The sequence below is a fragment of the Streptomyces sp. JH14 genome (assembly GCF_029428675.1).
In the GTDB taxonomy this organism is placed as follows: domain Bacteria; phylum Actinomycetota; class Actinomycetes; order Streptomycetales; family Streptomycetaceae; genus Streptomyces.
Genome location: NZ_JAJNEL010000001.1, coordinates 4,783,741 through 4,796,135, shown reverse-complemented (window position 1 = coordinate 4,796,135; position 12,395 = coordinate 4,783,741). Strand labels below are relative to the sequence as shown.

Below are 12,395 nucleotides of genomic sequence, written 5' to 3'. Positions count from 1 at the left end.
TCACACCGTGATTCGTGTGTTCGCCGTCACAGATCGCATAGCGCCGTGAGGGGCTAGCTCCTACGCTCGAATCAAGGAAGGGAGTCACCATGACGGTCGACCCCAGTGACCCGGAGACCTTCGAGGACATCCAGCCGGACGAACCCGACCAGGAGGCGCCCGAGGCGGACGCCGCGGAGCAGCACGCCGATCTCCAGCAGAAGAGCGATGAACCGCTGACCAATATCGATCAGGCCACCGCGAATGCGGCGGATGCCGCCGAACAGCATCGCGTCGTCGCGCAGGATGAGGACGATTACCGCTGATACGCCCTGCTTTTACCGTGCGGGTCGACAGATCTGTGGCTACCGCAGCGGTCCGGTACGTGAAATTCTGCGTCCGCACCGCGCGCACCCGGGTTACTCAAAAGTACGATGGCCGAACGGCGCAGTGTGCAGGTAACGGCTGTGTTCGATCACAAATTTGGGAGGCGGCGTGACAGCCATCGAGCAGACAGAGGCAGCGCGCCCGCGGGGCACTCGCCTGCCTCGCCGCGCCCGACGCAACCAGCTGCTGGGCGCCGCGCAGGAGGTCTTCGTCGCACAGGGGTACCACTCCGCCGCGATGGACGACATCGCGGAACGGGCCGGCGTCAGCAAGCCGGTGCTCTACCAGCACTTCCCGGGCAAGCTGGAGCTCTATCTGGCCCTGCTCGACCAGCACTGCGAATCGCTGCTGCAGTCGGTCCGCACGGCACTGGCGTCGACGACGGACAACAAACTGCGTGTCGCCGCGACGATGGACGCCTACTTCGCCTACGTCGAGGACGAGGGCGGCGCCTTCCGGCTGGTCTTCGAGTCGGACCTCACGAACGAGCCCGCGGTACGCGAACGGGTCGACCGGGTCTCGCTGCAGTGCGCGGAGGCGATCTCCGACGTCATCGCGGGTGACACGGGACTGTCCAAGGAGGAGTCGATGCTGCTCGCGGTGGGCCTGGGCGGTGTCTCCCAGGTGGTCGCCCGCTACTGGCTGTCCAGCCAGTCGGCGATCCCGCGGGACACGGCGGTGCAGCTGCTCACGTCGCTGGCCTGGCGTGGCATCGCCGGGTTCCCGCTGCACGGCATCGACCAGCACTGACCGTGCCGGGCGGGCCCCGGGGCCGATGTTCGCTGCGGGCGTTGCCCGCCGACCCCTGACTGTTCCGCTCACCGGGCTAATGTGTGGTGCGTACGGCGCGGCTCACGCGCAGAGGACTGACCGTCGGAGGGACATAGCCGTGGAGGTCAAGATCGGCGTGCAGCACGCACCCCGGGAGATCGTTCTGGAGAGCGGACTTTCCGCCGAGGAGGTCGAGAGCGCGGTCGCCGAGGCTCTCACCGGCAAGACGCAGCTGCTCAGCCTCACGGACGACAAGGGCCGCAAGGTCCTGGTGCCGGCCGACCGGGTCGCCTACGTGGAGATCGGCGAGCCGAGCACGCGGCGGGTGGGGTTCGGCGCGCTGTAGGAGCACGCTCGACGCACAGCAGTGAGAAGCGGCCCGGTGGGGATCGACCCCCGCCGGGCCGCTTCGTCGTGCGGTGGCCCGAGGGAATGCCCGGCGGAACGGGGCCCCGGCCGCGATCCGCCGGTCACGGCCTCCCGCCTCTGCGACAGCTGTGCGAAACCTGTGCCAAAAGGGTTGCATTCCGCGGCTCACGGGTAGGACCGTCTACGACCGATTTGCCCTCCCCGCACCTTCCCGAACAGGGCAGATCCCCGTCCCAACCCCCCGCGAGGTGAACATCTGTGATCTGGGAATCCCTCGGCTCCGTCGTGCTCGGACTCGCCCTCTCCTGGGTGGCGCTCCGACAGCTGTCCGGCCGGCTTCCGGCCCGCCGTACGGTCTTTGCCACCGGCGCTCTGGGAGCCCTGTTCGGCGCGTATCTGACGCACTCGGTGCTGGGTCCGGGCCATGTGCCGGCCACGCTGATCGGCGCGGTACTGATCGCGGCGGTGACGCTGTCCCTGTTGCTGCGCCCGCGTAGCCGCCGTCTGGGCCGATCAGCGGCGGCCTGACCCTCGTACGAGGTCTTTTCTGCACTCCCGTACGAGGTCGGCCGCGGTCCCAGGGGGCTCAGGCAGCAAGTCCGAGCGCCGCCATCCGCTTGGTGTGCGCCTCGGTGATCCGCGAGAACATCCGGCCGACCTCGGCCAGGTCGAACCCGTCGGCCACCCCGCCGACGAGCATCGTCGACAGCGCGTCGCGGTCGGCGACCACCCGCTGGGCCTGCGAGAGCGCCTCGCCCATCAGCCGGCGGGCCCACAGCGCGAGCCGGCCGCCGACGCGCGGGTCGGCCTCGATCGCGGCCCGCACCTTCTCCACGGCGAAGTTTCCGTGGCCGGTGTCGTCGAGCACGGCGAGAACGAGCGACCGGGTGTCCGAGTCGAGCCGGGCGGCGACCTCACGGTAGAAGTCACTGGCGATCGAGTCACCGACGTACGCCTTGACCAGGCCCTCCAGCCAGTCCGACGGGGCGGTCTGGCGGTGGAAGTCGTCGAGCGCCTTGGCAAAAGGTTCCATCGCCGCGGTCGGCTCCGTGTCGATCGCGGTCAGCCGGTCCGTGAGCTGCTCGAAGTGATGGAATTCGGCGGACGCCATCTTTGCCAGCTCCGCCTTGTCGGCCAGCGTCGGCGCGAGTTTGGCGTCCTCGGCGAGCCGCTCGAAGGCCGCAAGCTCTCCGTACGCGAGCGCACCCAGCAGATCCACGACCGCGGCGCGGTACTGCGGCTCCGCGGATGCGGTGGCCCAGTCCTGAGCGGCGATTCCGGTGGGTGCGGGGGCTTCAGTGGCGTTGTCAGGCGTCTCCATGAACCGCAGAATAGCCCGCCCGTCGGGGGATGGAAGGGCCTGGTCAGCCGGTGACATCACACCGTTCCGATGAATTCGCCCAACACACATGCACGAATCCGGGGTACAGTGGTATTGCGGCTACTGAGTATTTTGGATGTACCGGTGGCGCGAAATTGAATGAGGATGCCCGGTCGGTGGCCCGATCGGCTCCGACCCGACAGCCCTCCACGTGGGTCGTACGACACGTACGACCGCAGATGAGGGGCCCCCTCAGCGGCACGAGCGCTCGAGCGACGGCAGTGGTCCCGCGCCACCCGGCCCATCCACGGCCGGATGACCAACCCCGGCACGGTACGACCCCCAGCGTTCGCCTCGGACCGCGTCTCACAGAAGAGGCAGCACCCTGACTACGTTCCGAGACCTCGGGATCCTTCCCGAGACGGCCGAGGCCCTTGAGGCCGTCGGCATTGTGTCCCCCTTTCCCATCCAGGAGATGACGCTCCCCGTCGCACTCTCCGGCTCCGACGTGATCGGACAGGCCAAGACCGGTACCGGCAAGACGCTCGGTTTCGGTCTTCCGCTGCTGGAGCGCGTCACCGTCCCCGCGGACGTCGAGGCGGGCCGGGCGAAGCCCGAGCAGCTGACCGAGGCGCCGCAGGCGCTGGTCGTCGTCCCCACCCGTGAGCTCTGCCAGCAGGTGACCAACGACCTGCTGACCGCCGGCAAGGTGCGCAACGTCCGCGTTCTCGCGATCTACGGCGGCCGTGCGTACGAACCGCAGGTCGAGGCCCTCAAGAAGGGCGTCGATGTGATCGTCGGCACCCCGGGCCGTCTGCTCGACCTGGCCGGGCAGCGCAAGCTCGACCTGTCGCACGTGCGCTCCCTGGTCCTCGACGAGGCCGACGAGATGCTCGACCTGGGCTTCCTGCCCGACGTCGAGAAGATCATCACCATGCTTCCGCCGACCCGCCAGACGATGCTGTTCTCGGCGACCATGCCGGGTGCGGTCATCGGCCTCGCGCGGCGCTACATGTCGCAGCCGACGCACATCCGCGCCACGTCGCCCGACGACGAGGGCGCGACCGTCGCGAACATCTCGCAGCATGTCTTCCGGGCCCACTCGATGGACAAGCCCGAGATGGTCTCGCGCATCCTGCAGGCCAACGGCCGCGGACTCGCGATGATCTTCTGCCGTACGAAGCGGACGGCCGCCGACATCGCCGAGCAGTTGGAGAAGCGCGGTTTCGCCTCCGGCGCCGTCCATGGCGACCTCGGCCAGGGCGCCCGTGAGCAGGCGCTGCGCGCGTTCCGCAACGGCAAGGTGGACGTACTCGTCTGCACCGACGTCGCGGCCCGCGGTATCGACGTCGAGGGCGTCACGCACGTCATCAACTACCAGTCGCCGGAGGACGAGAAGACCTACCTCCACCGCATCGGCCGAACCGGCCGTGCGGGCGCCAAGGGCATCGCGATCACGCTGGTCGACTGGGACGACATCCCGCGCTGGCAGCTGATCAACAAGGCACTCGACCTGAAGTTCAACGACCCGGTCGAGACGTACTCCACGTCGCCGCACCTGTTCGAGGAGCTCGACATCCCGGCCGGCACCAAGGGTGTACTGCCGCGCGCCGAGCGGACCCGCGCGGGGCTGCGGGCCGAGGAGATCGAGGACCTGGGCGAGACGGGCGGCCGCGGCCGCAAGTCGTCCGGCGCGTCGTCGACGCCTGCGGTACGTGAGGAGCGGGCGCCGCGTACGCCGCGTCAGCGCCGCCGTACACGGGGCGGGTCCACGGTCGCGGACGGCGCCGCCACGGCGCTGCCGGCGCCCGCCGCAGAGGCCGTGCAGGCCCCGCCGGCCGCTGACGCGCCGGTGGAGCCGCGTACCCCGCGTCGCCGTCGCCGTACCCGTGTCGGTGCCCCCGAGGTCGCTGTCGCCGAGGCCGCCGTGGCCGTGGCGGAGGCCCCGGTCAGGGCCGAGGTGACGGTCGAGGAGCCGGTGGCCGAGGCCAAGCCGCGTCGCCGCCGGACCCGGGTCGCCGCCAAGCCGGCGGACGAGGTCGACTTCCAGATCGCGCCGATCGCCGAGCCGGTGCAGGAGACGAAGACGGTGACCAAGCCGCGTCGTCGCGCCCGGATCGTCGCCAAGCCGGCGGCGGACGAGGTCGACTTCCAGATCGCGCCGATCGCCGAGCCGGTGCAGGAGAAGCCGCGTCGGCGGACACGGGCCGCCGCGAAGCCGAAGGCGGAGACCGTGGTCGAGGCTCCGGTCGCCGAGGGCGAGGCGAAGCCGCGGCGCCGCCGCGCGTCGCGTGCGGCCACGCAGACCGAGGGCTGATCGCCGTTCCGGGGCTCTGCCCCGGACACCGCAGATGTGCCGGACGGGCTTGAGGGCGACCTCAGGCCCGTCCGGCGTTTGTGGACACCTGGTTCGGCCCGTCCGGCGTGTGAGGACTTAGCCTCGTCACATGAGTCGGCCGCACACCTTCACCCCGCCCTCCGGCACCCGCACCCACCCGCTCCGTACCGTGCGCGGGGACTTCGCCGTGCTGGACGCCCCGCCGCCCGCCGAACCGCGCGGCACCGCCCTCCTGTTGCCCGGTTACATGGGCAGCAAGGAGGACTTCATCGCGCTCCTCGAACCGCTCTCCCACGCCGGATACCGCGTCGTCGCCGTCGACGGGCGAGGGCAGTACGAGACCGAGGGGACAGACCGTCAGGACACCTACGCACAGGGCGAGTTGGCGCTCGACGTGCTCGCGCAGGCCGCGGCGCTCGACGGCCCCGTGCATCTGCTCGGGCATTCGCTCGGCGGGCAGATCGCCCGCGCGGCCGTACTGCTCGACGCCTCGCCGTTCCGATCGCTGACGCTGATGTCCTCCGGCCCCGCCCAGGTCGTCGAGGCCCAGCAGCTCAAGGTGAAGATGCTCAGCGACGCGCTCGCGACACTGAGCATGGCCGAGGTATGGGCGGCGATGCGCGCCCTCGACCCGCCGGAGGACGCGGCGGCGGCGGACGGCGAGGGTCTGCGTCGGCGCTGGCTGCGACACCGGGCCGCCCAGCTGATCGCCACCGGCCGGCAGCTGGTGACCGAGCCGGACCGGGTGGCCGAACTCGCCGCCGTACCGCTGCCCGTCCATGTGCTGTCCGGCGAGCGCGACGACACCTGGCCGGTGGAGCTGCTCGACACGATGGCCGAGCGCCTCGGCGCGCGCCGTACCCGGATCGCGGGCGCCGAGCACTCCCCCAACACCGACCGCCCGGAACAGACCGCTGCCGCGCTCGTCTCCTTCTGGGACAGCCCTTGAGGGCTGTCCCGTCATCCCTGGTGGATCAGCGCGCGGCGTCGGATGTGGTGCATCGCAAGGCGGAGGAGCGTCCTCGCACGGGGCGTATTCGGGCATTCCGGCAACGCGGCGAGGTGCCGCAGCTGTCGTCGTGCGCCCGCCAGGGATGACGGGACGGCCGTCAGCTCAGTACTGCGCCTGCAGGTGCTGCCAGAAGCCGTCGCGCAGCGCCCGCCGGAGGTGGGCGTGACCGCGCAGCGAGTGCTGGAGCAGTCGTTCCGCCTCGACCAGCAGGTCCTGGTCGACGGAGCCCGGCAGGTAGGGGTGGCCTGGCAGCAGGTCGGCGAGGGCGTCGCGGCCGCGCGCGGAGAGCCAGGTCGCGGCGATCTGCGCACCGACGAAGCGGACGTCGTCGCGCGAGGGGGCCGGGGTGTCGTCCTCGTACGTGGTGACGGGGCGTCTGGTGACGTACGGGCGGCAGAAGTCGAGGTCGAAGGTGCGCTGGCTGTCGACCTCCCAGAGCAGCGGCTCGGCCTGGTTGCGCCCTTCTCCGGCCTCGATGCCCCACAGGTGGACCCGGGCCCCGTAGCCCTGCGCCGCCTCGACCGCCGACACCAGGTCCTCGTCGCCGCCGACGAGCGCCGCGTCGCTGATCGCGCGGTGCCGGGCGAGCGATTCGAGGTCGGTGCGGATGAGTGAGTCGACCCCCTTCTGCTGGTTGTTGGCGTTGAGGTTGCCGAGTCTGACCTTGACGTCGGGAAGTTCGGCGATGGACTGCTGCTCGACGGTGTGGATCCGGCGCCTGGCCCCGTCGTACCAGTACACGCGCAGGAGTCTGCTGTCCGCGAAAATCGTGCGGGCCTTGTCGATGAACGCCTCGATCAGCCCTTCCGCGTCGAGGTCGAAGGAGCGCCGGTCCTCGGTGCCGGTGACGAGCAGCCCGGCTGCCGCGTACACATAGCCCGCGTCCACGAAAATGGCGTGGGTCGAGGGGGTCTTCGACACCTCGGCGAGCACGCGCTGGAGCAGTTCGTTGGTGCGGTCCAGGCGCTCGCCGATCTCTGCGGCCGCTGCCTCGTTCATGCCGGCCTCATCGTCCGCGCCCGGCCCGTCACCTGCTGGTACTTAGACATCCAAAAAATTTCCTTAGCGTAGGGAATGTTTGCAGGAAGCAAGCCGTTGAACCCTTTGTGGAGCGCGGGACACCGATGACCGGCACTCCACATCCTTGCGGACGGATCATCCGTCCTCCCAGTAGTTCTCCAGCAGGAGGATCAGACGAAGGGAAGCCCTATGCGCTTCGAGATCATGCGACTCGACGATGTCGACGGTACCGCCGTGGACAGCACCGTCGTGGACGCCGCCTCCGTCAACCGGATCGTGCAGCAGGCCGCCGCAACAGGCCAGCGCATCTACATCCGCCCGGCCGACAGCTCGGCTTCGTAACGCCTGACGACGCACAAAGACGAAGCGCCCCCGTACGGACGGTCCGTACGGGGGCGCTGTGGCGTGCGGGGGCGCCGTCAGGAGTTCTGGACGATCTGCGTGATGCCGTTGATGATCTGCTGTACGGCGATGGCGGAGAGCATCATTCCGGCGAGCCGCGTCACCAGCACGACACCGCCGTCCTTGATCACGCGGATGATCAGCAGCGAGTAGCGCATGGCCAGCCAGAGAACGACGTGCATGGCGAGGATCGCCGTCCAGACGGAGAGCTGCATGGCGAAGCTGTCGGCGTGCTGCACCGCCAGGATCACCGAGACGATCGCGCCGGGTCCGGCGAGCAGCGGCATGCCCAGCGGTACGAGCGCCACGTTGACGTCCTTCGTCTGTGTCGGCTCGTCGGTCTTGCCGGTCAGCAGATCGAGCGCGATCAGCAGCAGGAGCAGCCCGCCCGCGATCATCAGAGCCGGGACCGAGACATGCAGATAGTCGAGGATCTGCTGGCCGAGCACGCCGAAGACGGCAATCACGCCGAAGGCGACGGCGACCGCCTGGAACGCCATCCTCCGCTGGACCTTGGCGGGTCGGCCGGCGGTGAGGGCGAGGAAGATCGGAGTGATTCCGGGCGGATCCATAATCACAAAAAGCGTGAGAAAAAGGGATCCGAAGACAGCAACGTCGAACACAGTGAGGCCTTGCGAGAAGAGAGCGAATCAAAACAGGACACGCGCAGCCGACAGCCGGGTCCGGCCGGGCACGCGAAGAGATTGGGGTGCGCGCGACGCGACGGCCTGTGCGATGCGCGCAGGAACGGCGTTACGCGGGGCGGGGTCCGCCGGTGCCGGGCACCGGGAAGGCTCCCGTGGCACGCCGGGTGATCTCGCCGTAGATCTCGGGGTCGGTGGTGTACTCACCGAGCCGTACGGTCTTCCGGCTGCCGTGGTAGTCGCTGGAACCCGTGGCCAGCAGCCCCAGCTCACCGGCGAGCCCGCGCAGCCGGGCCCGGGTCGGCTCGTCGTGGTCCATGTGGTCGACCTCGATGCCGTCGAGGCCTGCCGCGGCGAGCCGGGCGATCGACGCCTCGGGCACCACCTCACCGCGCTTGATCGCGAGCGGGTGGGCGAAGACGGTGACGCCACCGGCGGCCTTGACCAGCCGGATCGCGTCGAAGGGGTCAAGTTCGTGCTTCTCGGCGTACGCGCGTCCGCCGTTGGCGAGCCACTCGGGCGTGAAGGCGTCGGAGACGGTCTCGACGACACCGAGCTCGACGAGCGCGGTGGCGATGTGCGGTCTGCCGACCGATCCGTCGCCGGCGATCCGGGCGACCTGCTCCCACTCGACGGGAACGCCGAGCGCCTGGAGCTTGCCCACCATCGTCCGCGCACGCGGCACCCGGTCGTCCCGGACCAGCTCGCGCTCGCGCGCCAGCTCGGGTTCGTCGGGGTCGAAGAGGTACGCGAGCATGTGCAGGCTCACACCGTCGATCCGGCAGGAGAGCTCGGCGCCGGTGACGAGGGTGAGGCCCTCGGGGAGAGCCGCGATCGCCTCGGTGTGGCCGCGGACGGTGTCGTGGTCGGTGAGGGCGACGACGTCGAGGCCCGCCGCTGCGGCGTTCCGCACCAGTTCGGCGGGGGTGTCCATGCCGTCCGAGGCGGTGGAGTGGGTGTGCAGGTCGATGCGCACGACGCGTACTCCAGGGCTCGCAGCAGGACAGGGGGACGCCCAAGGATAACCGGGATTCGAACACTGCCCGGTCAGCCGCGTCCCCGCCCTCAGGGCGGGTCGAGCAGCCGAGGGGTGAGCGCCCCGACCGGCACCAGGTCGAGCTCGCCCCCGGCCTCGCGCAGATCGGCCAGTATCAGCTCGTCGTACATCAGCAGCGCGGACTGCTCGGGCCAGACGACCGCCCACAGCCAGAGGCCGCGCGCCTCACCCGCGAAGACCGCCCGGTCGTCGGGGGCTCCCTTGACCTGCCAGAGCGGGGTGGGCCGTCCGCCGGCGAGCACCTTGGCGTCGGGCGGGCCGTCGACGTGGAGGTACGGACCGGGGTCGGGGCCGTCGATCCCGGCGTACCGTGCACCGAGCCCGACGCCGAGCTCCTCGGCGACGAGCAGCATCTCGCCCATCCCGCCGAGTGGACCCGGTCCCGAGCAGGCCACGGCGGTGGCGCGGCCGCCGCTGCGGTCGTCGCCCGCATACGCCACGCCGGTGAACAGCCAGCCGACCGGCAGCGGCCACGGCATCCACACCGGCACCTGGGCACGGTGCACCACCACCCCGAGCGACTCGACGCTCGGTGGGATCACCGGCTGCAACGGATACACGGCGCCGTGCACGGCGCACTGCCAGGTGTCGGCGAAAAGACCGGGCGCCCTGACCCGGCCACCGCACTTCGGGCAACTGGGTTCGCCCCTCATAGCGACCAACGGTCCTCCCCGGTCGTCGCCACGTCAAGGACGATCACCCGTCCGCAGCGTGCCTCCTGCCGGGGAAATTAGATGCATCTTGCATTAATTAGGTTCTCTAACTTATTGTGTGTAGGACACATCGAACTACCGGAGAGCGAGAACCCCCATGTCGGCACAGGATCCGATCGATCAGGGAACGGGCAGCATCCTGCGCCAGCCCAAAGCCGTCTGGGCCACGGCCGGCGCCTCGGTCGTCGCCTTCATGGGGATCGGACTGGTCGACCCGATCCTGCCGTCCATCGCCAAGGGTCTCGACGCCACGCCCAGCCAGGTGTCCCTGCTCTTCACCTCGTACTTCCTCATCACCGCCTTCGCGATGCTCGTCACCGGCTTCGTCTCCAGCCGCATCGGCGGCCGCAAGACGCTCCTGACCGGCCTCGCGCTCGTCGTCGTCTTCGCCGCCCTCTCCGGCACCTCGTCGTCCGTCGCGGAACTCGTCGGCTTCCGGGCGGGCTGGGGGCTCGGCAACGCGCTCTTCGTCTCGACGGCCCTCGCCGTGATCGTCGGCGCGGCGGCCGGCGGCAGCTCGGCGGCGATTCTGCTCTACGAGTCGGCGCTCGGCCTCGGCATGGCCTGCGGGCCGCTGCTCGGCGCGCTGCTCGGCGACGCCAGCTGGCGCTACCCGTTCTTCGGCACCTCGGCACTGATGGCGATCGGCTTCATCTGCATCACGGCGTTCCTGAAGGAACAGCCGAAGCCGGCCCGCAGGACCTCACTGCTCGACCCGGTCAAGGCGCTCGGCCACGGCGGCCTCGCCTCGGTCGCGACCTCGGCGTTCTTCTACAACTACGCGTTCTTCACGATCCTGGCCTTCACGCCGTTCGTGCTGAACATGACGCCGTACAAGTCGGGCGCGGTCTTCTTCGCCTGGGGCCTGCTGCTCGCCGTCTTCTCGGTGCTCGTCGCGCCGATGCTGCAGAAGCGCTTCGGCTCGCTCAAGGTGCTCGGCGCCTCGCTGGTCCTGCTCGCCGTCGATCTGCTGGTCCTCGGCTACGGCGACCACACCACGGCCATCGTCTGCACGATCCTCTCCGGCGCGTTCATCGGCATGAACAACACCGTCTACACGGAGCTGGCGCTCGGCGTCTCCGACGCACCGCGCCCGGTGGCGAGTGCGGGCTACAACTTCGTCCGCTGGTTCGCCGCGGCCGCCGCCCCGTATCTCGCCCCGAAGATCGAGGAGTGGAGCAACATCCACGTCCCGTTCGTGGTCGCCGCGATCGCGGCCGCGGTCGGTGCGCTCGTCGTCTGGATCCGGCGTACGGCCCTGACCCACGAGGCGGCGGAGCTGCAGCCGAAGCACGCCACCGAGGACAGCGTCACAGTCTTCGCCAACTGACCACCGCGTCAGCCCTGTTCCGCCCCGCCCGCGGCTCTCCCTCCTGGCCGCGCGGCGGGGCTCCCCGCATCGCCGTGTGAGGTGCGTCTCAGTCCAGGGTCACTGACGTCCGCTGCGGATCACGCAGATCCGTCCCGTGCGACAGCCACCGCTCCTGGAGCTCCTGCGCCCCGCGCACCCGCTTCCACGCCGCCTCGTTGTGCGTCATCGGCAGCAGCGGGAGAAACCGCACCGGCTCCATCGGCTCGTCCAGCTCCAGGTCCTCCACCAGACCGCCCGACTCGGCGACGAGCACCGAGCTGAACGGGGCCCCGGGCCACAGTGGTTCACCGAGGTCCAGTGAGGCGCCGGGGGCCACGATCACCCCCTCGACCTGCGGGGAGGCAGCCAGCACCGCCAGTGCTCGGAGCACCTTGTCGGTGTCGGCGTTCCCGGCCCGCACGGAGAGGACCAGCTCGGCACGCGGCCCCTTCACCGGATCCGCGAGGGTGGCGGTCGGGTCGGCCATCGGCTGCGCGGACATGCCGAGCGTGGCGTAGCGCACCACGTCGCCGTCGACGAAACGGAGCACCTCGATCCGGTCCGTACCGAGGAACGTCACTGCGGCGCGCGCGTCCGGTTCGCCGAGAGCCGTCCGGAGACGGGCCTCGACCAGAGCAAGAATTTCTCCCATGTGGCGAGCATAGAGCGCGTATGGAACGGGCAAAGTAAGGGATTGGCCCGGTGTCGGCTGATAGTCTTGGGCGCTGGTCGGGACAGCACGCAGAAGCGTCGCTCTCAGTCCCGACGACACGTCATCCCCCACGGGGGACCGGCTGGAGGAGGTGGGGCTGCAATGGATCGAAGTCGATCGTGCAGTACCGATCGCTCTTCCGCCCGACACCTTTCCTCGGTGATCTGAAGCCTTCTCGGTCAAGGCTCAGGGCATTGCGCACGACGGAAGAGCACTCCGTTTTTGCCTGTCTGTAGCGAACGCCGTCATCGCGCTGCCGCGGTGCCGCCCGCTTTGCGGATGTGAGCCCACGTCCCCATTCCGGGCTGTTCCACGTGCC

Annotated in this window: 14 protein-coding genes; 8 read left to right on the top strand and 6 right to left on the bottom strand. The window is 69.8% G+C overall.

Translation table 11 applies throughout. The features are described 5' to 3' along the window. Positions 1-89: 89 nt before the first annotated feature. From LRD69_RS21830 to LRD69_RS21815, 4 genes are all read left to right on the top strand, one after another. Positions 90-305, top strand: coding sequence for a hypothetical protein (locus tag LRD69_RS21830; protein WP_277328235.1), 216 nt, complete (start codon positions 90-92; stop codon positions 303-305). A 169-nt stretch (positions 306-474) separates the two neighbouring features. After that, positions 475-1,116, top strand: a complete 642-nt coding sequence (locus LRD69_RS21825; protein WP_277328234.1) for a TetR/AcrR family transcriptional regulator — start codon at positions 475-477, stop codon at positions 1,114-1,116. Positions 1,117-1,255: 139 nt separating this feature from the next. After that, complete coding sequence (locus LRD69_RS21820) at positions 1,256-1,483, top strand: DUF3107 domain-containing protein (protein WP_277328233.1); 228 nt, start codon at positions 1,256-1,258, stop codon at positions 1,481-1,483. A 281-nt stretch (positions 1,484-1,764) separates the two neighbouring features. Continuing rightward, entirely contained in the window at positions 1,765-2,034 is a 270-nt protein-coding gene (locus LRD69_RS21815; protein WP_277328232.1) for a hypothetical protein, read from the top strand. A 58-nt stretch (positions 2,035-2,092) separates the two neighbouring features. Here LRD69_RS21815 and LRD69_RS21810 read toward each other — a convergent pair whose 3' ends face one another. Further along, on the bottom strand, positions 2,093-2,827 hold the full coding sequence (locus LRD69_RS21810) for a ferritin-like fold-containing protein (RefSeq protein ID WP_277328231.1): 735 nt from the start codon (positions 2,825-2,827) through the stop codon (positions 2,093-2,095). Between the two features lie 475 nt (positions 2,828-3,302). Between LRD69_RS21810 and LRD69_RS21805 the strand changes: the two genes are divergently transcribed. Beyond that, entirely contained in the window at positions 3,303-5,144 is a 1,842-nt protein-coding gene (locus tag LRD69_RS21805) for a DEAD/DEAH box helicase (protein WP_277328230.1), read from the top strand. A 130-nt stretch (positions 5,145-5,274) separates the two neighbouring features. Then, positions 5,275-6,114: an alpha/beta hydrolase gene (locus LRD69_RS21800; protein WP_277328229.1), complete on the top strand. Its 840-nt coding sequence runs from the start codon at positions 5,275-5,277 to the stop codon at positions 6,112-6,114. A gap of 165 nt (positions 6,115-6,279) precedes the next feature. Here LRD69_RS21800 and LRD69_RS21795 read toward each other — a convergent pair whose 3' ends face one another. After that, positions 6,280-7,176, bottom strand: a complete 897-nt coding sequence (locus tag LRD69_RS21795) for an NYN domain-containing protein (protein WP_277328228.1) — start codon at positions 7,174-7,176, stop codon at positions 6,280-6,282. Positions 7,177-7,386: 210 nt separating this feature from the next. Here LRD69_RS21795 and LRD69_RS21790 point away from each other — a divergent pair, with 210 nt between their 5' ends. Further along, positions 7,387-7,539 carry a hypothetical protein gene (locus tag LRD69_RS21790; RefSeq protein ID WP_006127395.1) on the top strand — a complete coding sequence of 51 codons (153 nt, stop codon included), beginning with the start codon at positions 7,387-7,389 and terminating at the stop codon, positions 7,537-7,539. 77 nt (positions 7,540-7,616) lie between these two features. Here LRD69_RS21790 and LRD69_RS21785 read toward each other — a convergent pair whose 3' ends face one another. The 3 genes from LRD69_RS21785 to LRD69_RS21775 all read right to left on the bottom strand — a co-directional run bounded on the left by LRD69_RS21785 (position 7,617) and on the right by LRD69_RS21775 (position 9,953). After that, a complete protein-coding gene (locus LRD69_RS21785) occupies positions 7,617-8,222 on the bottom strand; it encodes a MarC family protein (RefSeq protein ID WP_277328227.1) in 606 nt (201 codons plus the stop codon). Between the two features lie 130 nt (positions 8,223-8,352). Continuing rightward, positions 8,353-9,219 carry a PHP domain-containing protein gene (locus tag LRD69_RS21780; protein ID WP_277328226.1) on the bottom strand — a complete coding sequence of 289 codons (867 nt, stop codon included), beginning with the start codon at positions 9,217-9,219 and terminating at the stop codon, positions 8,353-8,355. Between the two features lie 89 nt (positions 9,220-9,308). Continuing rightward, a complete protein-coding gene (locus tag LRD69_RS21775) occupies positions 9,309-9,953 on the bottom strand; it encodes a DUF6758 family protein (protein ID WP_277328225.1) in 645 nt (214 codons plus the stop codon). A gap of 157 nt (positions 9,954-10,110) precedes the next feature. Here LRD69_RS21775 and LRD69_RS21770 point away from each other — a divergent pair, with 157 nt between their 5' ends. Next, positions 10,111-11,343 carry an MFS transporter gene (locus LRD69_RS21770; RefSeq protein ID WP_277328224.1) on the top strand — a complete coding sequence of 411 codons (1,233 nt, stop codon included), beginning with the start codon at positions 10,111-10,113 and terminating at the stop codon, positions 11,341-11,343. Between the two features lie 88 nt (positions 11,344-11,431). Here the strand turns inward: LRD69_RS21770 and LRD69_RS21765 are convergent, their stop codons facing one another. Beyond that, the gene (locus LRD69_RS21765) at positions 11,432-12,016 is read right to left on the bottom strand and encodes a suppressor of fused domain protein (protein WP_277328223.1); all 585 of its coding nucleotides are present in this window, start codon (positions 12,014-12,016) and stop codon (positions 11,432-11,434) included. Between the last annotated feature and the right edge of the window lie 379 nt (positions 12,017-12,395).